The organism is Pseudomonas sp. SMN11 (assembly GCF_052041945.1).
Classification (GTDB): domain Bacteria; phylum Pseudomonadota; class Gammaproteobacteria; order Pseudomonadales; family Pseudomonadaceae; genus Aquipseudomonas.
In genome coordinates this window covers 201,676-225,452 of the sequence record NZ_JBKGGW010000004.1, presented here as the reverse complement: position 1 = coordinate 225,452, position 23,777 = coordinate 201,676, and the positions used below count along the sequence as shown (strand labels likewise).

The following is a 23,777-nucleotide window of genomic DNA, read 5'->3' as shown; positions in this document are numbered from 1 at the left end:
GGGACGATGCCCATTTCACATTCCGAGCTGAACCATGAGACTGTCCCGCTTCTTCATCGACGCCCCCCTGAGCCTTGGCGAGCACGACCTGCCCGAAGCCCAGGCCCACTACATCGGCCGCGTCCTGCGCATGGCCCCCGGCGACGCCGTGCAACTGTTCGATGGCAGTGGCCAGGAATACCTCGGCCAACTGCTCGAAGTCGGCAAGAAGACGGTACGCGTCAACCTCGACCAGGCCCTTGCCGGCCAACCCGACTCACCACTTCACGTCCACCTCGGCCAGGGCCTGTCCCGCGGCGAGCGTATGGATTGGGCGATCCAGAAGGCCACCGAGCTTGGCGCCAACGCAATCACCCCGATCGTCAGCGAACGCTGTGAAGTGCGCCTGAAGGACGAACGTGCCGACAAGCGCCTGGCCCACTGGCGCCAGGTGGCGATCAGTGCCTGTGAACAATGCGGCCGCTCGACCCTGCCGGTCATTCATTCACCGGTGACCCTGGCCGAATGGCTCAAGAGTACCGAAGCCGGCCTCAAGCTGGTCCTGCACCCGGTAGCCGAGCCATTGACCAGCCATGACAAGCCGGCAACGCTGGCCTTCCTGATCGGCCCGGAAGGTGGCCTGAGCGAGGCGGAGGTCGAACAGGCCAAGGCCGCTGGCTTCCATGCCGCACGCCTCGGGCCGCGGGTATTGCGTACCGAGACAGCGCCGGTGGTGGCGCTGTCGGTAGCGCAGCAGTTGTGGGGTGATTTTAGCTAACGCACGTACAGCGACACCGCCACGAAGTGCATGAGGCTGCCGACAATCACGAACAGGTGCCAGATGCCATGTGCATGGCGTAAGCGGCTGTCGAGGGCGAAGAAAATAATGCCGACGGTGTAGAACACGCCGCCGGCCGCCAGCCAGGTGAAGCCGGCGGTACCAAGGCTGCTCAACAGTGGCTTGACCGCTACCAGCACGATCCAGCCCATCACCGCATAGATGATGATCGACAGGATGCGCGCCTCCGAGCGCGGCTTGATCTCCTGCAGCATGCCGATCACCGCCAGCCCCCAGACCACGCCGAACAGGCTCCAGCCCCAGGGCCCGCGCAGGCTGACCAGGCAGAACGGGGTGTAGCTGCCGGCGATCAACAGGTAGATCGACAGGTGATCGAGCTTGCGCATGATCACCTTCGCCCGCCCGCGGGTGCTGTGGTAAAGGGTGGAAATGCTGTAGAGCAACAGCAAGGTGCTGCCGTAGATGGAGAAACTGACGATCTTCCAGGGGTCGCCCTGCAGGCCCGCGACGACGATCAGCCAGATGGCACCAATACACGCCAGGACGGCACCGACCAAGTGGGTCCAGGCATTGAAGCGTTCACCGTAGTACATGCAAACACTGACCTCCTGATCTGCGCTGGGTTCCTGAGCCAGCCTGTTCCGGCCCTTTCGCGGGGCAAGCCCGCTCCTACAGGTAATGCGCGACCGGTGTAGGAGCGGGCTTGCCCCGCGAAAGGGCCATCAGCCCGAATATCCTACCCAAGGGCAGGTTGCAGTTCAGCGTCACGCACCAATCTTTCCAGGCCGGCCAGGTCCGGCACCCGCGCCACCTGTTCGCCCACCTGCACGGCGGCCAGCTCCAGGCAGCCCAGCGGCACATCCACATAGTTGAGCTGGCTGTCCAGCTTGCACGAGCGCGGAATGTCCTGCAGCAGCACTGCCAGGTAGCGCAAACCGGTATCCCCCAGCGCATTCAGCACCACGATCCGCGCTCGCTCGCCACACGGCGTCTCACCGCCACAGGCTGCCTCGAAACCGATCAACGGCAAATGCTGGTGCCGCCAGTCGATCCACCCCAGGTGCCAGGCCGGGTCGCCGGGTTCACACACCAGGTTGCGCTGGCCGATCAGCTCGACCACGGCGACGTTGGGCAACACCAGGGTGCGGTCACCCAGCGGCAGCAGCAGACCGGTCAGGCTGCTGCGTTGCCCTGCAATCAGTTCAAGCATGGGTCTGGCTCCAGTGGGCGATGCTCTGCAGCAGCACCGACTCCTGATAGGGTTTGCCCAGGTAATCGTTGACGCCGATGGCCATGGCTCGGTCGCGGTGTTTCTGCCCGGTGCGCGAGGTGATCATGATGATCGGCAGGTCTTTCAGACGCTCGTCGCGGCGAATCCGGGTGGCCACTTCGAAGCCATCCATGCGCGGCATCTCGATGTCCAGCAACAGCACGTCAGGGCGATGTTCTTCCAGCAGGGCCATGGCATCCACCCCATCCTTGGCCGTCATCACGCTCATGCCATGGCGCTCCAGCAGGCGGCTGGTGACCTTGCGCACGGTAACCGAGTCGTCCACCACCATCACCAGCGTGGCCCGCCGCGGTGCCGGGCCGAACAAGGTCCGCTGCACCCCGCTGCCACCGGGCAGGCGCGCCAACCGCCGCTGCTGGCCACGCAGCTGGCCAAGCAGGTCGAGGATCAGCACCACCCGGCCATCACCGAGCAAGGTCGCACCCGACAAGCCCGCCACGGCAGCAAACTGCGGGCCGAGGCTCTTCACCACGATCTCGCGGCTCGGCGACAGGCTGTCCACCTGGATGGCGAACGACTGCTCCTGGGAGTGCAGCAGCAATACCGGCAACGGCACGCTCTGCCCCAACAGCACCGGGCGCGGCAGCCCCTGCAGCAGTTCACCCAGGTAACGCAAGGCGTACTCGTGGCCACCATACACATAGCGCGGGGCGTCCAGCTGGTAACAAGCGGCCAGCTCGGCAGGCGGCACGCGCACGATGCCCTCAATGGTGTTGAGTGGAATGGCGTACTGCTCCTCGCCCAGGTGCACCATCAAGGCCCGATTGATCGACACGGTGAACGGCAGGCGAATCAGGAAGCGCGCGCCCTTGCCTTGGGCCGACTCGATGGTCATCGAACCGCCCAGCTGCTTGACCTCTTCGTGCACCACGTCCATGCCCAGGCCGCGCCCGGAAATCTGGGTGATCTTCTCTGCCGTGGAAAAGCCTGGGCGCAGGATGAACTGCAGGATCTCGTGGTCGCTCAGTTGTGCCTGCGGGTCCAGCAGGCCGCGCTTGATCGCTTTGCGCCGTACCGCCTCCAGCGGCACACCGGCACCGTCGTCGGTCATCTCGATGACGATGTCGGCGCCCTCATGCAGCAAGTTCAGGTGAATGGTGCCCTGCTCCGGCTTGCCTGCGGCCAGGCGTACCTCGCGCGCTTCCAGGCCATGGTCGACGGCATTGCGCAGCATGTGCTCCAGCGGGGCGACCATGCGTTCGAGCACGCTGCGATCCAGTTCGCCCTCGGCGTTGCCGACCACCAGCTCGACCTGCTTGCCCAGCTCGCTGGCCACCTGCCGCACCACCCGCTGCAAGCGCGGCACCAGGCGTTCGAACGGCACCATCAGGGTCGCGGTCAGGCCCTCCTGCAGTTGGCTGTTCACCCGCGCCTGTTGCTGCAGCAGGCTGTAGGCTTCCTGGGCGCGCTGGGTGAGGGTTTCCTTGAGGTCGAGCAGGTCGGAGGCCGACTCGAAAAGTGCCCGCGACAGCTGCTGGAGCTGCGAATGGCGGTCCATCTCCAGCGGGTCGAAGTCTTCGTAGGCATCCCCCTCGAACGCCTGTCGGCTGCTGATCCGCCCCTGGGTCTCGATGTCCAGGCGCAGCAGCTGGTCGCGCATGCGCTCCAGGGTGGTTTCCATCTCGTTGAGGGCGAACTGGGCGTCGTTGACCTGCTGTTCGATACGGCCACGAATGATCGAATGCTCACCGGCCAGGTTACCGAGGTCGTCAAGCAGCTCGGCATCAACCTTGACCATGTCGCCCGGCGCCCGCTCCGGCGCCGCGGCCGGTAGTTCGGCGGGTGCGGCGTCGGCCGGGGCCTGGCCGGCTGCGCTGTCGGTCAGCGCGGCGCTGCTGAAGTTGCGGATATAGTCGATCAGCGCGGTAGCGGCGTGCAACGGCTGGCCCAGGCGCACGGCGTCGAGCATGTGCGCCAGGCGGTCATGACAGTTCTGCAGCAGCGCGAACAGCGGCCCGCTCGGCGGCAGACGCCCGGCGGCAAGCAGTTCGTAAAGGAATTCCAGTTCATGGGCCAGGTCGCCGATGGCGCTGATCTCGACCATGCGCGCACCGCCCTTGAGGGTATGCAGGTCACGCAACAGGTTCTCCACCTCGACGCTGCTGCGCGGGTCGGCCTGCCAGCGCGCCAGGGCGGCGGCGGCGCTTTCGACGATGTCCGAGCTTTCTTCGAGGAAGACCTCCAGCAGTTCCTTGTCGCCTGGGCTGTCGGGCTCGTCATCGTGCTCCAACGCGCCGGATAGCGGCGTTACCGCATCAGGGCTTACCAGGCCGGTGGCATTTGGAGCCAGCGCGCCATCCAACAGTTCGCGCAGGGTATCGACGCAGTCAGGCCGGGGGCTGATTTCCTGCCCGGCAGCCACTTCGTCGAGCATGTCCAGCAGGGCTTCATGGGCTTGCTGGGCAACGGCGAAGAAGCGCGGGCTGGCACCCAGGCTGCCCTCTTCCACGGCGCCGTAGAGGTCGAGCAGCGCTTCGCAGACGGCATCCATCTGCCAAAGGTCAGCCAGGTGCGCAGCGTGGCCAAGGCTGGTCAACTCATCGAGCAAGGTATCCAGCGGTTCGCGCTGCCCGGGCTGCTGTTGCCAGCGCGACAGCAGTGACTCGGCATCCAGCAGGATATCCATGGCCTGGGCCAGGAAACTGGCGATCAGCTGCGGATCGCGTTTGCCATGACGGGTGTGCTGAGGCTCGGCATGCAGGCTGGCCAGGCGCAGATCCACCGCCTCGCCGACCTGCTCGATCAGCTGGGCCGCGCCCGGGATGGCGGCCAGCGGCGTACCGCCCAGCTGCGCCAAGCCCTGCAGGAACAGGCCATGGGCGGTTTGCAGCCATTGCATCTCCACCGCCTGCAACGGCAGCTGGTGCCCCCGGTACTCACGCACCAGGCGGTCGAAGGCGGTGGCCAGCTCGGCAATCGGCATGACGCCGGCCATGGCAGCGCTGCCCTTGAGGGTGTGCAAGGCGCGCTGCAGGCTGTCGCTGACTTCGCTGCCCTGGCCGTCGGCGCCGTGCAGAAAGCCTTCCAGGTTGGCAAGATGGCCTTGTGCTTCGTTGCGGAAGATATCCAGCAACTGCGGGTCCAGGCCATCGATGTCGGCGCTGACCGGGGTGTCGTTCTCGGCCAGGGCGTGCAGGTGGCTCGCCAGTTGTTCGATCTCTGTCAGCTGCGGCAACTGGCCAGCGGCAAAGTCGGCCAGCAGGTCCGGTAGATGGACGAACACCTGCTGCAACGCCACCGCGCCCTCCGGGGTCAGGGCGATACGCCCCTCCAGCACCCGGTTGAGCAGGTGCTCGGCGCCCCAGGCCAGCTCGGCCACCGCCTCGGCATGCACCATGCGCCCGCTGCCTTTAAGCGTATGCAGGTCGCGACGCACTTCGATCAGGGCGTCGCGCAGGCTGTTGTCGGCGCGCCAGCGCAGCCAGTGCCGCTCGATTTCCGGCAGCAACTCGCCGGCCTCTTCGAGGAACACCTCACGCAGTTCATCATCGATGCCGTCGCTGCCATCCTGCGCGTCGGACGGGCCCGCATGGGTGCACTGCACACCCAGTGCCGTCAGGCTGGCACGGGCCATGTCGAGGAAAGGTTGAGCGTCGGCCAACGGGTCGGCGACGCGCCATTGCAAGTAGCACTCGGCGGCACTGAGGGAATCGGCCAGGTGGGTCAGTTCGTCCGCCGGCGGCTCCACCTCCAGGTGCTGCAACCAGCCCTGCACATAGCCTGCGCAACCGGCAAACACTTCGGCAGCGGCCGGCAGCATCAGCATCGCCAAGGCGCCGCGCACTTGCTGCAACAGCCCCGGCAGTGGTTGCAGGCGCTGGCGCGGCCAGCCGGACTCCAGGCAATCGCCAATCAGGTCCTTGGCCTGCTGCAGCACGGACAGTGATTCGTGCAGCACCAACTGGCGAATCTCGGCCAGGTCGGAACCGGGCAGGCCGCCCTGCCCGCCTTCCTCCAGTGGCAGGACCATGCCGTTGAGCGTGGCTTCCACATACAGCAAGGCGCCAGCCACATCCATCAAGACCGCGTCGTCTGCCGCGCGCTCACCCTGGGCCAATGCCTGCAGCGCCAGCACCTGGTCGATGATCACCCGGCGAGGTTGCTGGAAGCCCAGCACTGCCAGGGTGTCGGCAACATGGCGCAATGGCGCGAGCAGCGCCTCCAGCTCCTCACTGTGCTGGCGGTCGCCGCGCACGAACTGGTCCAGACGCTCCTTGATCCGCATCAGGTCGTCGCACAGGGCGCTGACCACCGAACGCAGGGCATCACGCCCCGGTCCAGCCTGCATCTGTTCCCGCCAGTTACCCAGTGACAGGTCGAGGTTGGCCAGGTCATCGGAACCGGCAAAGCGTTGCGCGGCGCCGCTGATCAGGCTGGCCTGGGCCATGGGCTCGACGCCACGGCAGGCACGCAGCTGGTTGAGCAGCGGCAGCATCACCAGTGGCAGGTCATGGCGTGCACCACGCAACCGTTCCAGATACGACGGCAGTTGCTCCAGGCCACGGAACAACGGCCCAAGGCAGTCACCGCGGGGGCTCACCTGGCCATCGGCCAAGGCCTTGGCCAGCAGCTCCAGTTCTTCGGCCAAGCGCGTGGCGCCGCGCAGTTCAAGCATGCGCAGGCAGCCATGCACCTGATGCAGGTTATCCACAACGAACGCCAGCATCGACAAGTCGTCGGTCTCGCCGGCAAAGCGCTCCAGGGCCTGACGGGCCTGGCTCAGGCAATCGAGGATGGCGGCCCGGGTCCAGGCCAGGGCCACGGTATCGTGACGCTCGGGGCTTACGACGGCAGAAGCCATGGGTTTTCCTCAGCTTCGCTCGGCGGGAGCCGGCAGGGTGAAACCGGAGACCGAACGGCGCATCTCGCTGGCCATCCGCGCCAGGTGGCGGATGCTGTCGGCGGTGGCGCCGGAACCGGCGGAGGTCTGCGCGGTGATCTGCTGGATTACCGCCATGGTGTGGGAAATCTGCCCCGCCGAAGAAGTCTGCAACTGGGCTGCATCGGAGATGCTGTGGATAAGTTCGGCGAGGTTCTGCGATACGCCTTCGATCTCGGCCAGCGCCACGCCGGCATCCTGGGCCAGGCGCGCACCGCGCACCACCTCGGCGGTGGTCTGTTCCATGGAGATGACCGCTTCGTTGGTGTCCGCCTGAATGGTCCGCACCAGCGCTTCGATCTGCCGGGTCGCCGAGGACGAGCGCTCGGCCAGGCGCTGCACTTCGTCGGCGACCACGGCAAAGCCGCGGCCGGCCTCACCCGCCAGCGAGGCCTGAATCGCCGCATTAAGCGCCAAGATGTTGGTCTGGTCGGCAATGTCGTCGATCAGGCTGACGATGTCGCCGATTTCCTGGGAAGACTCGCCCAGGCGCTTGATCCGCTTGGCGGTATCCTGGATCTGCTCGCGGATGTTGTCCATGCCGTTGATGGTGTTGTGCACCACCTCGTTGCCCTTGTTGGCGATCGCCACCGAGCGCTCGGCGACCTTGGCCGACTCATAGGCGTGGGCGGAAACCCGGTCGATCGATTCGACCATGTCGCCGACTGCCTCGGAGGCCTCGCTGATCTGTTCGGCCTGGTGCTCCGAGGCCTTGGCCAGCTGGCGCGCGGTGTTCTGCGTGTCCTGCACGGCAGCGGCAACCTGCACGGCGCTGTGGTTGATGGTGGCCACCAGGTCGCGCAGCTGGTCGACCGAGTAGTTGATCGAGTCGGCGATGGCGCCGGTGAAGTCTTCGGTCACCGACACAGTGACGGTCAGGTCGCCGTCGGCCAGCTCTTCGATTTCATCGAGCAGGCGCATGATCGCCTGCTGGTTGCGTTCGTTCTTTTCGGCGGTTTCATGCAACTGGCGGTGAGTGGTGCGGACCATCACCAGGCCGATCAGGATGATCGACGCCAGCGCCAGCAGGCCCAGCGCATAACCCCCGACGGTATCCAGGGTGCGGCCGCTGGCCAGGTTCTCGAACCCGTTGGCCAGGTGCGAGGCTTCATCGAGCAGGGTCTGCGACAGGCTGAAGATGTTGCCGGCCGCTTCGCGCACGCGGAACAGCTCGGGCGAGGTTTCGAGGATTTCATCGACCGAACCGGCCACGAACTGGAACAGCTCGGCGATTTCCGCCAGGCGCGCGCGGGCATCAGCGTCCTCGACGCGAGTCACCTGGATGGCCGGGTTGCCACCCAGCATGCCCTCGAGCACCTGGCCGAAGCGGCTGGCATCGCGGCCAAAGGTATCGGCGGCCTGCGCCGCCGTGTCGTCGCCGGCCAGCACGGTGTTGACCGAACCGAGAATGCGCTCGGCCAGCAGCAGCTGGCGCTGGGCGACTACCACCTGGTTGGCCGGAGCGCCGCTCTGCAGCAGGATCTCGACCACCTTCTCGTACTCGACCTGCAGCTGCGGCACGGTTTCGGCGAGGGTTGCCGCCACTTGATGCAACGACAGCACAGTCTGTTCGCTGGCCAGAATGATGTCGGTGTTCTTGCGCAGGTTTTCCCAGTCCTGGCGCACCGCCTCCATTTCATCGCGGACCGCGGCCGGTGCCGCAGGCAGGCCGGTGGACTTGTCGCCTTCGCGCAGGTAGCCCCAGCGCCGCTCGAAATCGTTGCGCGCATCCGACAGCAGCTTGAATGCCAGGGCCTTGCCCGCCGCGGCCTCGGTGGCGTTCTTGGCGATGCGCTGGGACAACACCCGCAGCTCGCCGGCATGGCCGATGTACTGCTTGTCGTGATTGGCCTGGGTATTGAGGTAAGCGAAGTTGGCGAACAACAGGATGATCGACAGGATCAGAATCACGAACAGCACGGTGATCTGCACGATGCTGCGCGTGCGTGGAGTCATGCTGGCGGGGGCGACGGGTGTGGCCGGCTTGTTCACGTTCGAAAGTCCTATAGCGCCACGTCAAGAAAGCCCGGCGCCTGGGCCAGGGCGAAGGGGCTGAAGATCGCCCAGTTGCGTTCACGCGGGAAATGCCCCTGCACGAAGCGGGCAGCAGCCCGCAGCAGCGGCTGCGGTGGCGACAGTTCCAGGCTGCTCAGGGCGAAGTGCTGCAGGCCCAGCACCTCGTCGACCAAAAGGCCGACGAACAAGTCTTCGTGGTCGAGCACCAGCACCCGCCGCTGCTTGCCCGGCGCAACAGGGCCAAGGCCGAAGAAACTGCTCAGGTCCATCACCGGCAACAGCCGGCCGCGCAGGTTGGCCACGCCGCACACCCACGGCTGCACGCCAGGCACGCGGCTACTACGCGGCTCGCGCAGCACCTCGGCGACCTCGCCCATCGGCGCGACGAACCACTGCCCGGCGATGCGAAAGCCGATGCCGCTCCACTGCTGCAGGCGGGTGTCCTGCAGCGGCTGGTCGGCCACCAGCAGGCGGCAGCGCCGGTCGATGTCCAGCAACAGCTCGAAGGCGGTCAGCGACGCGCCCTGCGGGCGGGTGGTCAAGCGCCGAGCACTTCTTTGAGCTTGGCGATCAGCGCGTCCTCTTCCACCGGCTTGGTCAGGAAGTCACGGGCACCCTGGCGCGTGGCCCAGATACGGTCGGTTTCCTGATCCTTGGTGGTCACCACCACCACCGGGATGGCGCTGGTTTCCGGGTCCTTGCTCAGCTGGCGGGTGGCCTGGAAGCCGTTCATGCCAGGCATGACGATGTCCATCAGCACCGCGTCAGGCTTTTCCTGGCGGGCCAGGGCCACGCCGTCGGCACCGTTGTTGGCCTTGAGCACCTGGTGACCGTGTTTTTCCAGCCATTCGGTCAATCTGTACATCTCTGTCGGCGAGTCGTCGACAATCAGAACGCGGGCCATGCTGTTTCCCCATCAGGAAATTGAAGGCCGCGCCAGCGCGGCGCGGTCAGGGTGCGGGTTGTTCGGGCACGGCGAAACCAGGCACATGGGCCCTGATCGCGTCGAGCAGTTCTTCCTTGCTGAATGGTTTGGTCAGGAACTGGTCGGAGCCGACCACCCGGCCGCGGGCCTTGTCGAACAGGCCGTCGCGAGACGACAGGAGAATCACCGGGATGTCCTTGAAGGCACTGTTGTGCTTGATCACCGCGCAGGTCTGATAACCGTCCAGGCGGGGCATCAGCACGTCGACGAAGATGATCTGTGGCTGGTGGTCGATGATCTTGGCCAGGGCATCGAAGCCGTCACTGGCGGTGATCACCTCGCAGCCCGCTTCGCCGAGCAACATCTGCGCGGTGCGGCGGATCGTGCGGGAATCGTCGATCACCATCACCTTCAGGGGCTGTTCCATAAGTCGCGCTACCATCGCTGCACTGTGTGGGCGGCAAGCCACGGATGGCTTGACGCTTGAAGCTGAGGGCATTTTTAGCACACTCCGGGGGCCCGTTCCATCTGCCACCCCCTTGACCCGCAGCGTTCACGGCGCCACCCTGAGCCACTTTTCTTTCGATTCACCGCGGCCACGGGCCGCCAAGAGGAACCACCCCATGAGCGTTCGCCTCGGCATTGTCATGGACCCGATCGCGTCCATCTCCTACAAGAAGGACAGCTCGCTGGCCATGCTGCTGGCCGCCCAGGCCCGCGGCTGGGAGCTGTTCTACATGGAGCAGCGCGACCTTTATCTGGGTGCCGGCCAGGCCCGCGCGCAGATGCGCCCGCTGAAGGTATTCGCCGACCCCGCGCGCTGGTTCGAGCTGGGCGAGGAGCAGGACAGTGCCCTGGCCGAGCTGGACGTGATCCTGATGCGTAAGGATCCGCCCTTCGACATGGAGTTCGTCTACAGCACCTACCTGCTGGAGCAGGCCGAGCGCGAAGGCGTGCTGGTGGTCAACCGCCCGCAGAGCCTGCGCGACTGCAACGAAAAGCTGTTCGCCACTCAGTTCCCACAGTGCATGGCGCCGACCCTGGTCAGCCGCCGCGTCGACATCCTGCGCGAGTTCGCCAACAGCCGTGGTGACGTGATCCTCAAGCCGCTGGACGGCATGGGCGGCGCGTCGGTATTCCGCCACCGCAAGGACGACCCCAACCTGTCGGTCATCCTGGAAACGCTGACCCAGCATGGCACCCAGCAGATCATGGCCCAGGAATACCTGCCGCAGATTGTCGATGGCGACAAGCGCATCCTGATGATCGACGGCGAACCGGTCGACTACTGCCTGGCGCGCATCCCGGCCAGCGGCGAGACCCGTGGCAACCTGGCCGCCGGTGGTCGCGGCGAAGCCCGCCCACTGACTGAGCGCGACCGCTGGATCGCCGCCCAGGTCGGCCCGACCCTGCGTGAAAAGGGCCTGCTGTTCGTCGGCCTCGACGTGATCGGCGACTCCCTCACCGAAATCAACGTCACCAGCCCTACCTGCATCCGTGAGATCGATGCTGCCTACAACACCGATATCGGTGGCAAGCTGATGGATGCCATTGATCGCCAGCTCAAGACGCGCTGACCGCCGACGCGGAGCAAATGCGCGGAGTGGGGTATGATGCCGGTCCTTTTCGACTGAGCTGCTGCCCCGCCCTGCGGTTGCTGGATACCTGATGACGCTGCCTGCCGACATCCCTGCCGACCTGCTGCCACCGCGCGTTCGCCCGGTGGACCGGCTTGGCTTTACCTTGTTCCTGGCTGCCTTGGTGCACCTGGCGCTGATCCTTGGTGTCGGCTTTACCGTGGTCAAACCGGCAGAAATCCGCCAGACCATGGACATCACCCTGGCCACCTTCAAGAGCGAGAAGGCACCGAAGAAAGCTGATTACCAGGCGCAGGCCAACCAGCAGGGTAGCGGCACCCTGGAAAAGAAAGCGGTACCCACCACCACCGAGGTGGCGCCGTTCCAGGACAGCAAGATCAACAAAGTCACCCCGCCGCCTGCGGCCAAGCCGGAGGTAGCTCCACCGCCCGCGCCAGAGAAGTCAGCGGTGGCGACCAAGGCGCCGAAAGCGCAGAAGGTCGAACCCAAGCCCAAGGAAAGCAAGCCTCAGCCCAAGCCGGCGGCTACCCCGGATTTCGACAGCTCGCAATTGTCGAGCCAGATCGCCAGCCTTGAGGCGGAACTGTCCAACGAACAGCAGATGTACGCCAAGCGCCCGAAGATTCACCGCCTCAATGCGGCTTCGACCATGCGCGACAAGGGCGCCTGGTACAAGGAAGAGTGGCGTAAGAAGGTCGAGCGGGTGGGTAACCTCAACTACCCCGACGAGGCGCGCCGGCAACAGATCTACGGCAACTTGCGGATGATGGTGTCGATAAACCGCGATGGCTCGCTGTACGAGGTGCTGGTGCTAGAGTCGTCCGGCCAGCCGGTGCTGGACCAGGCCGCCCAGCGCATCGTGCGGTTGGCTGCGCCCTTTGCGCCGTTTACCGGTGACCTGGCCGAGTTCGACCGGCTGGAGATCATCCGCACCTGGCGCTTCGCCCGCGGCGACCGCCTGTCCAGTAACTGATCAAGATTGCCGGGGCTGCGGAGCAGCCCCAAATCAGCCTGGCCGAGCACCTTGTCAGCCTCGCCACCTGGCGCCACACTATCCCCCATGAAAACCCTCACCCCGAGCTACCTCAAGCATCAGTTCCTGATCGCCATGCCGCACATGGCCGATCCGAACTTCGCCCAGACCCTCACGTACATCGTCGAGCACAACGCCAATGGCGCCATGGGCCTGGTGGTCAACCGACCACAGGAGCTGAACCTGGCCGACATTCTCGAGCAGTTGCGCCCGAACGAGATGCCACCGGCCAGCACCTTGCAGGTCCCCATCTACCAGGGGGGGCCGGTACAGACCGACCGCGGTTTCGTCCTGCACAGCAGCGAATGCAGCTACCAGGCCACCGTCGAACTGCAGGGCCTGTCGCTGTCCACTTCGCAGGACGTGCTGTTCGCCATCGCCGAAGGCGTAGGGCCGCAGCAAAGCCTCATCACCCTGGGTTATGCCGGCTGGGAAGCGGGCCAGCTGGAAGCTGAACTGGCCGACAACGCGTGGCTCAACTGCCCGTTTGACCCGGACATCCTCTTCGCCATGGCCAGCGAACAACGCCTGGGCGCCGCAGCCCGCAGCCTGGGGATCAACCTCAGCTTGCTGACCAGCCAGGCGGGGCACGCTTGATGGCTGAGCTACGCCTGCTACTGGGCTTCGACTACGGCAGCAAACAGATCGGCGTCGCTGTCGGCCAGGTGGTGACCGGCCAGGCCCGCGAGCTGTGCACCCTGAAGGCGCAGAACGGCGTGCCGGACTGGGCCCAGGTGGAAAAGCTCATCACCGAGTGGAAGCCCGATGCCATTGTGGTCGGCCTGCCACTGAACATGGACGGCACGCCAAGTGAAATGAGCGAGCGCGCGGAAAAGTTCGCCCGCCGCCTCAACGGCCGTTTCAACCTGCCTGTGCACACCCACGACGAACGCCTGACCACCTTCGAGGCCAAGGGCGAGCGCATGGCCCGTGGCGGCCAGCGCGGCAGCTACCGTGACAACCCGGTCGACGCCATCGCCGCCGCCCTGCTGCTGCAAGGCTGGCTGGAGGCCAATACCTGATTTTTCCCGCGTTTACGTCGGGGCAATCACAACGCCCTCGGCGCCCCCAGGAGATACGCAATGAGCCTACCCAATCCCGCCGACCTGATCCGGCAGATGGCTGTCGACCTTCGCGCCCATCTGGCCCGCCGCAACATCACCGAGCCGCGTTTCATCGGCATCCGTACCGGCGGCGTCTGGGTTGCCCAGGCCCTGCAGGCGGAAATGGCCGACCAGAGCCCGCTGGGCACCCTGGACGTGTCGTTCTATCGCGATGACTTCAGCCAGAACGGCCTGCACCCGCAGGTACGCCCTTCGGAGCTGCCGTTCGAGGTCGAAGGCCAGCACCTGGTGTTGATCGACGACGTGCTGATGAGCGGCCGCACCATCCGCGCAGCACTCAACGAACTGTTCGATTACGGCCGCCCGGCCAGTGTCACCCTGGTCTGCCTGCTCGACCTGGATGCCGGCGAACTGCCCATCCGCCCCAATGTGCTCGGCGCCACCCTGTCGCTGGCCGCCCATGAACGGGTAAAATTGACCGGACCCGCACCGCTCGCCCTCGAGCGCCAGGACCTCGCCACCGCTTCCGCCCTTTAAGAGTCCCCTCGCGATGACGCCAATCGACGCCAAGCGCCCGCTGCAGCTCAATGACCAGGGCCAGCTGCGCCATTTCCTCTCGCTCGACGGTTTGCCCCGCGAACTGCTCACCGAGATCCTCGACACCGCCGACTCGTTCCTCGAAGTCGGCGCCCGAGCCGTCAAGAAAGTCCCGTTGCTGCGCGGCAAGACCGTGTGCAACGTGTTCTTCGAGAATTCGACCCGCACCCGCACCACCTTCGAGCTGGCCGCCCAGCGCCTGTCGGCCGACGTGATCAGCCTGAACGTGTCGACCTCCTCGACCAGCAAGGGCGAAACCCTGTTCGACACCCTGCGCAACCTCGAAGCCATGGCCGCCGACATGTTCGTCGTCCGCCACTCCGACTCCGGCGCTGCGCACTTCATCGCCGAGCACGTGTGCCCCGACGTCGCCGTGATCAACGGTGGTGACGGCCGCCACGCGCACCCGACCCAGGGCATGCTCGACATGCTGACCATCCGCCGCCACAAAGGCAGCTTCGAGAATCTCTCGGTGGCGATCGTTGGCGACATCCTGCACTCGCGCGTGGCCCGCTCCGACATGCTCGCGCTGAAGGCGCTGGGCTGCCCGGACATCCGTGTGATCGGCCCGAAAACCCTGATCCCGATCGGTATCGAGCAGTACGGCGTGAAGGTCTACACCGACCTCGCCGAAGGCCTCAAGGACGTCGACGTGGTGATCATGCTGCGCCTGCAGCGTGAGCGCATGGCTGGCGGCCTGCTGCCCAGCGAAGGCGAGTTCTATCGCCTGTTCGGCCTGACCACCGCACGCCTGGCCGGCGCCAAGCCCGACGCCATCGTCATGCACCCGGGCCCGATCAACCGCGGCGTGGAGATCGAGTCGGCGGTGGCCGACGGCAAACACTCGGTGATTCTCAACCAGGTCACCTACGGCATCGCCGTGCGCATGGCGGTGCTGTCCATGGCCATGAGCGGGCAGAACGCGCAACGTCAATTCGACCAGGAGAACGCCCAGTGACCATCAGTATTCTTGGCGCCCGGGTCATCGACCCTGCCAGCGGCCTGGACCAGGTCACCGACCTGCACCTGGACGGTGCGCGCATCGCTGCCATCGGTGCTGCCCCGGCCGGTTTCAGCGCCAGCCGCACGATCGAAGCTGACGGACTGATCGCCGCGCCCGGCCTGGTCGACCTCGGCGTCTCGCTGCGCGAGCCGGGTTACAGCCGCAAGGGCTCCATCGCCAGTGAAACCCGCGCCGCCGTGGCCGGTGGCGTTACTAGCCTGTGCTGCCCACCGCAGACCAAGCCGGTGCTGGATACCTCGGCAGTGGCCGAGCTGATCCTCGACCGCGCTCGAGAGGCGGCCAACAGCAAGGTCTACCCGATCGGCGCCCTGACCAAGGGCCTGGAGGGCGAGCAACTGGCCGAGCTGGTTGCCCTGCGCGACACCGGTTGCGTGGCCTTCGGCAACGGCCTGAAGGAAATCCCCAACAACCGTACCCTGGCCCGTGCCCTGGAGTACGCCGCCACCTTCGACCTGACTGTGGTGTTCCACTCACAGGACCGCGACCTGGCCCAGGGCGGCCTGGCCCACGAGGGCGCCATGGCCAGCTTCCTCGGCCTGCCCGGCATCCCTGAGACCGCCGAGACCGTGGCCCTGGCGCGCAACCTGCTGCTGGTGGAACAGACCGGCGTGCGCGCGCACTTCACCCAGATCACCAGCGCCCGCGGCGCACGCCTGATCGAGCAGGCCCAGCAGCTGGGCCTGCCGGTGACGGCCGACGTGGCGCTGTATCAGCTGATCCTTACTGACGAGTCGCTGCGCGAGTTCTCCAGCCTTTACCACGTGCAGCCACCACTGCGCACCGCCGCCGACCGCGACGGCCTGCGCGCGGCGGTGAAATCGGGGGTGATCCAGGCGATCTCCAGCCACCACCAGCCCCACGAGCGTGATGCCAAGCTGGCCCCGTTCGGCGCCACCGAACCGGGTATCAGCAGCGTAGAATTGCTGCTGCCGCTGGCCATGACCCTGGTCGAGGACGGCCTGCTCGACCTGCCGACACTGCTCGCCCGCCTGAGCAGCGGCCCGGCCAAGGCCATGCGCCTGCCGGCCGGTGAGCTGAAAGTCGGCGGCGCCGCCGACCTGGTACTGTTCGACGCCAAGGCCTCGACGATTGCCGGTGAGCAATGGCTGTCGCGCGGTGAAAACTGCCCGTTCATCGGCCACTGCCTGCCGGCGGCCGTGCGTTATACCTTGGTCGATGGCCATGTTTGCCACGAGGCCTGAGTAACCCCTGTGGGAGCGGCCTTGTGTCGCGAAAGGGCCGCAAAGCGGCCCCAGCAATCTATGCATGTTGCCGAGATCCAGGGGCCGCTACGCAGCCCTTTCGCGACACAAGGCCGCTCCCACATTGATCGCGCTCGACCTTGAGCCTGCGGCGACCATTCATCCCCCGCGGTTGAAATCCTTCCCCCCACCCCCATATGAGTCTGCATCAGGCAATTTTGCCCCGCTGCGTGGAGACTCTCCCCTTGACCACCATCGTTTCTGTCCGCCGTAACGGCAAAGTCGTCATGGGCGGCGACGGCCAGGTATCCCTCGGCAACACCGTGATGAAAGGCAACGCCAAGAAGGTCCGTCGCCTGTACAACGGCGAAGTGATCGCCGGTTTCGCCGGTGCCACCGCCGACGCCTTCACCCTGTTCGAGCGCTTCGAAGCCCAACTGCAGAAACACTCCGGCCACCTGGTGCGTGCCGCCGTCGAGCTGGCCAAGGAATGGCGTACCGACCGCTCCCTGAGCCGCCTGGAAGCCATGCTGGCGGTGGCCAACAAGGACGCATCGCTGATCATCACCGGCAACGGTGACGTGGTCGAGCCGGAAGACGGCCTGATCGCCATGGGTTCCGGTGGTGGCTATGCCCAGGCCGCAGCCCGCGCCCTGCTGAACAAGACCGACCTGTCGGCCCGGGAAATCACCGAGGCCGCCCTGAACATCGCCGGTGACATCTGCGTGTTCACCAACCACAACCTGACCATCGAGGAGCAGGACCTGGCCGAGTGATCAGCTGTTCTGGCGCCCCATCCCGGCGGTGGGGCTTTTCCACGCTGACACCTTCTGCTTCAGGACCGTATTGATCATGTCCATGACCCCCCGCGAGATCGTCCACGAACTCAACCGCCACATCATCGGCCAGGACGACGCCAAGCGTGCCGTCGCCATTGCCCTGCGCAACCGCTGGCGGCGCATGCAGCTCCCTGCCGAGCTGCGCGCCGAAGTGACGCCGAAGAACATCCTGATGATCGGCCCTACCGGCGTCGGCAAGACCGAAATCGCCCGCCGCCTGGCCAAGCTGGCCAACGCGCCGTTCCTCAAGGTCGAAGCCACCAAGTTCACCGAGGTGGGCTATGTCGGCCGCGACGTCGAGTCGATCATCCGTGACCTGGCCGATGCCGCGCTGAAGATGCTGCGCGAGCAGGAAATCGTCCGTGTGCGTCACCGTGCCGAAGACGCCGCCGAAGACCGCATCCTCGACGCCCTGCTGCCGCAGGCGCGGGTCAGCAGCTTCAGCGAGGAAGCCGCGCAGACCAGCAGCGATTCCAACACCCGCCAGCTGTTCCGCAAGCGCCTGCGTGAAGGCCAGCTGGACGACAAGGAAATCGAAATCGAAGTTGCCGAGAACATGGGCGTCGAAATCGCCGCGCCACCCGGCATGGAAGAAATGACCAACCAGCTGCAGAGCCTGTTCGCCAACATGGGCAAGGGCAAGCGCAAGAGCCGCAAGCTGAAGGTCAAGGACGCGCTGAAGATGGTGCGCGACGAAGAAGCCGGTCGCCTGGTCAACGAGGAAGAACTCAAGGCCAAGGCTTTGGAAGCGGTCGAGCAGCACGGTATCGTGTTCATCGACGAAATCGACAAGGTGGCCAAGCGTGGCAATGTCGGCGGTGCCGATGTATCTCGTGAAGGCGTGCAGCGCGACCTGCTGCCGCTGATCGAAGGCTGCACCGTCAACACCAAGCTGGGCATGGTCAAGACCGACCACATCCTGTTCATCGCTTCCGGTGCGTTCCACCTGAGCAAGCCGAGCGACCTGGTACCAGAGCTGCAGGGCCGCCTGCCGATCCGTGTCGAACTGAAGGCACTGACACCGGAAGATTTCGAGCGGATCCTGAAAGAGCCGCACGCGTCGCTGACCGAACAGTACAGTGCACTGCTCAAGACCGAAGGCCTGAACATCGAGTTCGCCGCCGACGGTATCAAGCGCCTGGCCGAGATTGCCTATCAGGTGAACGAGAAGACCGAGAACATCGGTGCCCGCCGCCTGCACACCCTGCTCGAGCGCCTGCTCGAAGAGGTGTCGTTCAGTGCCGGTGACCTGGCAAGCACTCACGACGAAGCACCGATCATCATCGATGCGGCGTATGTGAACGGCCACCTCGGTGAGCTGGCGCAGAACGAAGACCTGTCGCGCTACATCCTGTAAGACCGCAAGGGGCCGCTACGCGGCCCCCTTGCACAATGGCCTGAATCACTCGAAGCTTGCACCATCAGCTCTCGAGAGATTCCAGCCATGGCCCGCCTGCCCACCGCCATCAACCTGCACAAAGCCTCCAAGACCCTCAGCCTCACCTACGCCCCCGGCGAGGTCTACCAGCTACCCGCCGAGTTCCTGCGGGTGCACTCCCCCTCCGCCGAGGTCCAGGGCCACGGCAACCCCATCCTGCAATTCGGCAAGATCAATGTCGGCCTCATCGGCCTGGAGCCTGCCGGCCAATATGCACTGAAACTGACCTTCGACGACGGCCATGACAGCGGCCTGTTCACCTGGGAGTACCTTGAACAGCTGTGCTTGCGCCAGGAGCAGCTGTGGGCCGAGTACCTCGATGAACTGCACAAGGCCGGCAAGTCCCGTGACCCTGCGGAATCGGTGGTCAAACTCATGCTCTAGCTCAAGCCTTCCAGGCTTTAGAGCGCATTTTCTAATCTCATCTGTTTGAATGCCTTACAGACAACTCTTAAACGGGTTGTCTTGCGCATTACATGAAAGTCGGGTAACCAATGGAGCTGGCAAGTTCCCTGCATCGCCTTGAGGGCAATCAGGCACTGGCCGGTATGTAGAGGTCGCGAGCGAAAGCAGGCTGTCTTCACACGCAGAATCCCCCGCAGCTCATCGCCGAATGCATCCGGCCCGCAGCACCGCTGTTCCTTATCACTGGTCACCCGAGTAACAGTACCGGGCTGTCCGCTGTGCAATGCGCCACAGCAATCCGGTACTCGTCTCAGGACAACGGAGCGTCGTAGATGAGTAACAAGAACAACGATGAGTTGCAGCGGCAAGCCTCGGAAAACACCCTGGGGCTGAACCCGGTCATCGGCATCCGCCGCAAGGACCTGCTGAGCTCTGCGCGTACCGTGCTGCGTCAGGCCGTGCGCCAGCCGCTGCACAGTGCCAAGCATGTGGCGCACTTCGGCCTGGAGCTGAAGAACGTGCTGCTGGGCAAATCCAGCCTCGCCCCGGCAGGTGACGACCGTCGCTTCCAGGACCCGGCCTGGAGCAAGAACCCGCTTTACCGCCGTTACCTGCAAACCTACCTGGCCTGGCGCAAGGAGCTGCAGGAGTGGATTGGCAACAGTGACCTGTCGCCCCAGGACATCGCCCGCGGCCAGTTCGTCATCAACCTGATGACCGAGGCCATGGCGCCGACCAACACCCTGTCCAACCCGGCCGCGATCAAACGCTTCTTCGAAACCGGCGGCAAGAGCCTGCTGGACGGCCTGTCCAACCTGGCCAAGGACGTGGTCAACAACGGCGGCATGCCCAGCCAGGTCAACATGGAGGCGTTCGAGGTCGGCAAGAACCTCGGCACCAGCGAAGGCGCCGTGGTCTACCGCAACGACGTGCTGGAGCTGATCCAGTACAGCCCCATCACCGAGCAGGTGCATGCCCGCCCGCTGCTGGTGGTGCCGCCGCAGATCAACAAGTTCTACGTCTTCGACCTGAGCCCGGAAAAGAGCCTGGCGCGCTTCTGCCTGCGCTCGCAGCAGCAGACCTTCATCATCAGCTGGCGCAACCCGACCAAGGCCCAGCGTGAGTGGGGCCTGTCGACCTATATCGATGCCTTGAAGGAAGCGGTCGACGCGGTACTGGCAATCACCGGCAGCAAAGACCTGAACATGCTCGGTGCCTGCTCCGGTGGCATCACCTGCACCGCCTTGGTCGGCCATTACGCCGCGCTGGGTGAGCAGAAGGTCAATGCCCTGACACTGCTGGTCAGCGTGCTGGACACCACGATGGACACCGAGGTCGCACTGTTCGTCGACGAACAGACGCTGGAGGCCGCCAAGCGCCACTCCTACCAGTCCGGGGTGCTCGAAGGCAGCGACATGGCCAAGGTGTTCGCCTGGATGCGCCCCAATGACCTGATCTGGAACTACTGGGTCAACAACTACCTGCTCGGCAACGAGCCACCGGTATTCGACATCCTTTTCTGGAACAACGACACCACGCGCTTGCCCGCCGCCTTCCACGGCGACCTTATCGAACTGTTCAAGAACAACCCGCTGACCCGCGCGGATGCCCTGGAAGTGTGCGGCACCGCCATCGACCTGAAGAAAGTCCAGTGCGACATCTTCAGCGTCGCCGGCACCTCCGACCACATCACCCCGTGGCAATCGTGCTACCGCTCGGCGCACCTGTTCGGCGGCAAGATCGAGTTCGTGCTTTCCAACAGCGGCCACATCCAGAGCATCCTCAATCCGCCAGGCAATCCCAAGGCCCGCTTCATGACCGGCGCCGACCGCCCGGGCGACCCGGTGGCCTGGCAGGATAACGCCGAAAAGCATGCCGACTCCTGGTGGCTGCACTGGCAGACCTGGCTGGGCGAACGCGCCGGCGACCTGAAAAAGGCACCGACGCGCCTGGGCAACCGCGCCTATGCCGCTGGCGAGGCCGCGCCGGGGACTTACGTACACGAGCGTTGAGTCACAATGCCGTGGCCGCTTGGAGCGTGCCACGGTACATTTTAAGCCACAGAGCCACGCGCATGCCGCTACCCTACATCTTCCGCACCGTCGAGCTGGACGACCAATCCATCCGTACCGCGGTGCGCCCGGGCAAGCCGCACCTGACGCCGTTGCTGATCTTCAACGGCATCGGCGCCAACCTTGAGCTGGTGTTCCCGTTCATCGAGGCACTGGACCCGGACCTGGAGGTCATCGCCTTCGACGTCCCCGGTGTAGGCGGCTCGTCCACGCCACGCCACCCTTACCGCTTTCCCGGCCTGGCCAAGCTGACGGCGCGCATGCTCGATTACCTGGACTACGGCCAGGTCAATGTCATCGGCGTGTCCTGGGGCGGTGCACTGGCCCAGCAGTTCGCCCATGACTACCCCGAGCGCTGCAAGAAGCTGGTGCTGGCGGCCACGGCGGCGGGTGCGGTGATGGTGCCCGGCAAGCCAAAGGTGCTGTGGATGATGGCCAGCCCCAGGCGTTACGTGCAGCCATCGCATGTTATCCGCATCGCGCCGCTGATCTATGGCGGCGGTTTCCGCCGCGACCCGGAGCTGGCCATGCACCACGCCGCCAAAGTGCGCTCCGGCGGCAAGATGGGCTACTACTGGCAGCTGTTCGCCGGGCTGGGCTGGACCAGCATCCACTGGCTGCACAAGATCCAGCAGCCGACACTGGTGCTGGCCGGCGACGACGACCCGCTGATCCCGCTGATCAACATGCGCCTGTTGGCCTGGCGAATTCCCAATGCCCAGCTACACATTATCGACGACGGTCATCTGTTCCTGATTACCCGGGCCGAGGCCGTCGCCCCCATCATCATGAAGTTTCTCCAGCAAGAACGTCAGCGCGCGGTCATGCACCCCAGTCCGGCCTCTGGTGGCTGAATTGTTGCTTGCTCTTGCACGAGCACGACTGATGAGTACGACCGTGGCCTGACAAGGGAGTTGTTGCCATGAAAGAAAAGCCGGCCAAAGGAACGTCCACGCTCCCCGCCACCAGCATGAACGTGCAGAACGCCATCCTCGGCGTACGCGGTCGCGACCTGATTTCCACCATGCGCAGTGTTGGCCGCCATAGCCTGCTCAATCCACTGCACACTGCCCGCCACCTGCTGACGCTGGGCAGCCAGCTGGGCCGGGTAATGCTCGGCGACACGCCCTATCAGCCGAGCGCGCGTGATGCACGTTTCAACGATCCTACGTGGAGTCAGAACCCGTTCTACCGGCGCAGCCTGCAGGCCTATCTGGCCTGGCAGAAACAGACCCGCCTGTGGATCGAGGAAAGCCACCTGAGCGACGATGACCGGGCCCGTGCGCACTTTCTGTTCACTCTGATCAACGACGCCCTGGCACCGAGCAACTCACTGCTTAACCCACTGGCGGTCAAGGAGCTGTTCAATACCGGCGGGCAGAGCCTGGTGCGTGGCGTCGCCCACCTGCTCGACGATTTGCGCCACAACGACGGCCTGCCGCGCCAGGTGGACGAGCGCGCTTTCGAAGTGGGCGGCAATCTGGCATCCACGCCCGGCGCCGTTGTGTTCCGCAACGATCTGCTGGAGCTGATCCAGTACAAGCCGATGAGCGAAAAGCAGTACGCCCGGCCCGTACTGGTAGTGCCGCCGCAAATCAACAAGTACTACATCTTCGACCTGCAGCCGACCAACAGCTACGTCCAGTACATGCTCAAGAATGGCCTGCAGGTGTTCATGGTCAGCTGGCGCAACCCCGACCCACGCCACCGCGAGTGGGGCCTGTCGAGCTATGTGCAGGCCCTGGAAGAAGCACTCAACGCCTGCCGCAGCATCAGCGGCAGCCGCGACCCGAACCTGATGGGCGCCTGCGCCGGGGGCCTGACCATGGCCGCGCTGCAGGGCCACCTGCAGGCCAAGCAACAGCTGCGCCGGGTACGCAGCGCCACTTACCTGGTCAGCCTGCTCGACAGTAAGTTCGACAGCCCGGCCAGCCTGTTCGCCGACGAACAGACCATCGAGGCCGCCAAGCGTCGCTCGTACCAGCGTGGCGTGCTGGACGGTGGCGAGGTGGCGCGGATCTTCGCCTGGATGCGGCCCAACGACCTGATCTGGAACTACTGGGTCAACAACTACCTGCTCGGCAAGACTCCGCCGGCCTTCGACATACTCTACTGGAACGCCGACAGCACCCGCCTGCCGGCCGCGCTGCACGGCGACTTGCTGGACTTCTTCAAGGTCAACCCGCTGACCCACGCCGCGGGCCTGGAAGTGTGTGGCACCCCCATCGATCTCAAGCAGGTCGACCTCGACAGCTTCACCGTGGCCGGCAGCAACGACCACATCACGCCGTGGGACGCGGTGTACCGCTCGGCCTTGCTGCTCGGTGGCGACCGGCAGTTCGTGCTGGCCAACAGCGGGCACATCCAGAGCATCATCAACCCACCCGGCAACCCCAAGGCGTACTACCTGGAAAACCCCAAGCTCTCGAGCGACCCTCGCGCCTGGTTCCATGACGCACAGCGCCGCGACGGCAGCTGGTGGCCGTTGTGGCTGGAGTGGATCACGCCGCGCTCCGGCCCGCTCAAGGCGCCACGCACGGAGCTGGGCAACGCCACCTATCCACCGCTGGGCCCTGCGCCAGGCACCTATGTCCTGACCCGATGAGCACCACGACT

Annotated in this window: 21 protein-coding genes; 14 read left to right on the top strand and 7 right to left on the bottom strand. The window is 65.2% G+C overall.

From position 1 onward, the window contains the following. Window positions 1-34: 34 nt before the first annotated feature. Window positions 35-757, top strand: coding sequence for a 16S rRNA (uracil(1498)-N(3))-methyltransferase (locus ACLEJU_RS06715; protein WP_435424396.1), 723 nt, complete (start codon window positions 35-37; stop codon window positions 755-757). Here the strand turns inward: ACLEJU_RS06715 and trhA are convergent. The 7 genes from trhA to ACLEJU_RS06680 form a co-directional block, all read right to left on the bottom strand. After that, window positions 754-1,371: a PAQR family membrane homeostasis protein TrhA gene (gene trhA, locus ACLEJU_RS06710; protein ID WP_435424397.1), complete on the bottom strand. Its 618-nt coding sequence runs from the start codon at window positions 1,369-1,371 to the stop codon at window positions 754-756. The genes ACLEJU_RS06715 and trhA overlap by 4 nt on opposite strands. Window positions 1,372-1,514: 143 nt before the next feature. Further along, window positions 1,515-1,988, bottom strand: coding sequence for a chemotaxis protein CheW (locus tag ACLEJU_RS06705; protein WP_435423444.1), 474 nt, complete (start codon window positions 1,986-1,988; stop codon window positions 1,515-1,517). Continuing rightward, complete coding sequence (locus ACLEJU_RS06700; RefSeq protein WP_435423445.1) at window positions 1,981-6,870, bottom strand: Hpt domain-containing protein; 4,890 nt, start codon at window positions 6,868-6,870, stop codon at window positions 1,981-1,983. The genes ACLEJU_RS06705 and ACLEJU_RS06700 overlap by 8 nt, the downstream gene beginning before the upstream one ends. A gap of 9 nt (window positions 6,871-6,879) precedes the next feature. Beyond that, window positions 6,880-8,904, bottom strand: coding sequence for a methyl-accepting chemotaxis protein (locus ACLEJU_RS06695; protein WP_435423473.1), 2,025 nt, complete (start codon window positions 8,902-8,904; stop codon window positions 6,880-6,882). A gap of 47 nt (window positions 8,905-8,951) precedes the next feature. After that, entirely contained in the window at window positions 8,952-9,506 is a 555-nt protein-coding gene (locus tag ACLEJU_RS06690; RefSeq protein WP_110633237.1) for a chemotaxis protein CheW, read from the bottom strand. After that, a complete protein-coding gene (gene pilH / locus ACLEJU_RS06685) occupies window positions 9,503-9,868 on the bottom strand; it encodes a twitching motility response regulator PilH (protein ID WP_060509717.1) in 366 nt (121 codons plus the stop codon). The genes ACLEJU_RS06690 and pilH overlap by 4 nt, the downstream gene beginning before the upstream one ends. A 46-nt stretch (window positions 9,869-9,914) precedes the next feature. Next, window positions 9,915-10,316, bottom strand: a complete 402-nt coding sequence (locus ACLEJU_RS06680) for a response regulator (protein WP_027920659.1) — start codon at window positions 10,314-10,316, stop codon at window positions 9,915-9,917. A gap of 196 nt (window positions 10,317-10,512) precedes the next feature. Here ACLEJU_RS06680 and gshB point away from each other — a divergent pair, with 196 nt between their 5' ends. From gshB to phaC (ACLEJU_RS06615), 13 genes are all read left to right on the top strand, one after another. Continuing rightward, complete coding sequence (gshB, locus tag ACLEJU_RS06675; protein WP_435423446.1) at window positions 10,513-11,466, top strand: glutathione synthase; 954 nt, start codon at window positions 10,513-10,515, stop codon at window positions 11,464-11,466. Between the two features lie 91 nt (window positions 11,467-11,557). Then, window positions 11,558-12,460 carry an energy transducer TonB gene (locus tag ACLEJU_RS06670; protein WP_435423447.1) on the top strand — a complete coding sequence of 301 codons (903 nt, stop codon included), beginning with the start codon at window positions 11,558-11,560 and terminating at the stop codon, window positions 12,458-12,460. An 87-nt stretch (window positions 12,461-12,547) separates the two neighbouring features. Continuing rightward, window positions 12,548-13,117, top strand: coding sequence for a YqgE/AlgH family protein (locus ACLEJU_RS06665; RefSeq protein ID WP_159412406.1), 570 nt, complete (start codon window positions 12,548-12,550; stop codon window positions 13,115-13,117). After that, window positions 13,117-13,542: a Holliday junction resolvase RuvX gene (gene ruvX, locus ACLEJU_RS06660; protein WP_435423448.1), complete on the top strand. Its 426-nt coding sequence runs from the start codon at window positions 13,117-13,119 to the stop codon at window positions 13,540-13,542. Before ACLEJU_RS06665 ends, ruvX begins: the two co-directional genes overlap by 1 nt. A gap of 60 nt (window positions 13,543-13,602) precedes the next feature. Next, window positions 13,603-14,121 (top strand): bifunctional pyr operon transcriptional regulator/uracil phosphoribosyltransferase PyrR, encoded by a 519-nt coding sequence (pyrR, locus tag ACLEJU_RS06655; protein ID WP_110633222.1) that lies wholly within the window; start codon window positions 13,603-13,605, stop codon window positions 14,119-14,121. Between the two features lie 13 nt (window positions 14,122-14,134). After that, entirely contained in the window at window positions 14,135-15,139 is a 1,005-nt protein-coding gene (locus ACLEJU_RS06650) for an aspartate carbamoyltransferase catalytic subunit (protein ID WP_008099987.1), read from the top strand. Further along, the gene (locus tag ACLEJU_RS06645) at window positions 15,136-16,407 is read left to right on the top strand and encodes a dihydroorotase (RefSeq protein WP_435423449.1); all 1,272 of its coding nucleotides are present in this window, start codon (window positions 15,136-15,138) and stop codon (window positions 16,405-16,407) included. Before ACLEJU_RS06650 ends, ACLEJU_RS06645 begins: the two co-directional genes overlap by 4 nt. Window positions 16,408-16,652: 245 nt before the next feature. Further along, window positions 16,653-17,183, top strand: a complete 531-nt coding sequence (hslV, locus tag ACLEJU_RS06640; protein ID WP_027920652.1) for an ATP-dependent protease subunit HslV — start codon at window positions 16,653-16,655, stop codon at window positions 17,181-17,183. Between the two features lie 76 nt (window positions 17,184-17,259). After that, window positions 17,260-18,603: an ATP-dependent protease ATPase subunit HslU gene (gene hslU / locus ACLEJU_RS06635; RefSeq protein ID WP_435423450.1), complete on the top strand. Its 1,344-nt coding sequence runs from the start codon at window positions 17,260-17,262 to the stop codon at window positions 18,601-18,603. A gap of 87 nt (window positions 18,604-18,690) precedes the next feature. Continuing rightward, window positions 18,691-19,068 (top strand): gamma-butyrobetaine hydroxylase-like domain-containing protein, encoded by a 378-nt coding sequence (locus ACLEJU_RS06630; RefSeq protein ID WP_103445993.1) that lies wholly within the window; start codon window positions 18,691-18,693, stop codon window positions 19,066-19,068. A 353-nt stretch (window positions 19,069-19,421) separates the two neighbouring features. Beyond that, the gene (gene phaC, locus ACLEJU_RS06625; protein WP_435423451.1) at window positions 19,422-21,101 is read left to right on the top strand and encodes a class II poly(R)-hydroxyalkanoic acid synthase; all 1,680 of its coding nucleotides are present in this window, start codon (window positions 19,422-19,424) and stop codon (window positions 21,099-21,101) included. A gap of 62 nt (window positions 21,102-21,163) precedes the next feature. Beyond that, entirely contained in the window at window positions 21,164-22,015 is an 852-nt protein-coding gene (gene phaZ, locus ACLEJU_RS06620) for a poly(3-hydroxyalkanoate) depolymerase (protein WP_103445995.1), read from the top strand. A 68-nt stretch (window positions 22,016-22,083) separates the two neighbouring features. Next, on the top strand, window positions 22,084-23,766 hold the full coding sequence (phaC, locus tag ACLEJU_RS06615; protein ID WP_435423452.1) for a class II poly(R)-hydroxyalkanoic acid synthase: 1,683 nt from the start codon (window positions 22,084-22,086) through the stop codon (window positions 23,764-23,766). Window positions 23,767-23,777 lie beyond the last annotated feature (11 nt).

Bases quoted from the DNA above. Each gene is read 5' to 3' on its own strand.
- ACLEJU_RS06715 (WP_435424396.1), top strand. From the start codon at position 35: ATGAGACTGTCCCGCTTCTTCATCGACGCCCCCCTGAGCCTTGGCGAG.
- trhA (WP_435424397.1), bottom strand. From the start codon at position 1,371: ATGTACTACGGTGAACGCTTCAATGCCTGGACCCACTTGGTCGGTGCC.
- ACLEJU_RS06705 (WP_435423444.1), bottom strand. From the start codon at position 1,988: ATGCTTGAACTGATTGCAGGGCAACGCAGCAGCCTGACCGGTCTGCTG.
- ACLEJU_RS06700 (WP_435423445.1), bottom strand. From the start codon at position 6,870: ATGGCTTCTGCCGTCGTAAGCCCCGAGCGTCACGATACCGTGGCCCTG.
- ACLEJU_RS06695 (WP_435423473.1), bottom strand. From the start codon at position 8,904: ATGACTCCACGCACGCGCAGCATCGTGCAGATCACCGTGCTGTTCGTG.
- pilH (WP_060509717.1), bottom strand. From the start codon at position 9,868: ATGGCCCGCGTTCTGATTGTCGACGACTCGCCGACAGAGATGTACAGA.
- ACLEJU_RS06680 (WP_027920659.1), bottom strand. From the start codon at position 10,316: ATGGAACAGCCCCTGAAGGTGATGGTGATCGACGATTCCCGCACGATC.
- gshB (WP_435423446.1), top strand. From the start codon at position 10,513: ATGAGCGTTCGCCTCGGCATTGTCATGGACCCGATCGCGTCCATCTCC.
- ACLEJU_RS06670 (WP_435423447.1), top strand. From the start codon at position 11,558: ATGACGCTGCCTGCCGACATCCCTGCCGACCTGCTGCCACCGCGCGTT.
- ACLEJU_RS06665 (WP_159412406.1), top strand. From the start codon at position 12,548: ATGAAAACCCTCACCCCGAGCTACCTCAAGCATCAGTTCCTGATCGCC.
- ruvX (WP_435423448.1), top strand. From the start codon at position 13,117: ATGGCTGAGCTACGCCTGCTACTGGGCTTCGACTACGGCAGCAAACAG.
- pyrR (WP_110633222.1), top strand. From the start codon at position 13,603: ATGAGCCTACCCAATCCCGCCGACCTGATCCGGCAGATGGCTGTCGAC.
- ACLEJU_RS06650 (WP_008099987.1), top strand. From the start codon at position 14,135: ATGACGCCAATCGACGCCAAGCGCCCGCTGCAGCTCAATGACCAGGGC.
- hslU (WP_435423450.1), top strand. From the start codon at position 17,260: ATGTCCATGACCCCCCGCGAGATCGTCCACGAACTCAACCGCCACATC.
- ACLEJU_RS06630 (WP_103445993.1), top strand. From the start codon at position 18,691: ATGGCCCGCCTGCCCACCGCCATCAACCTGCACAAAGCCTCCAAGACC.
- phaC (WP_435423451.1), top strand. From the start codon at position 19,422: ATGAGTAACAAGAACAACGATGAGTTGCAGCGGCAAGCCTCGGAAAAC.
- phaZ (WP_103445995.1), top strand. From the start codon at position 21,164: ATGCCGCTACCCTACATCTTCCGCACCGTCGAGCTGGACGACCAATCC.
- phaC (WP_435423452.1), top strand. From the start codon at position 22,084: ATGAAAGAAAAGCCGGCCAAAGGAACGTCCACGCTCCCCGCCACCAGC.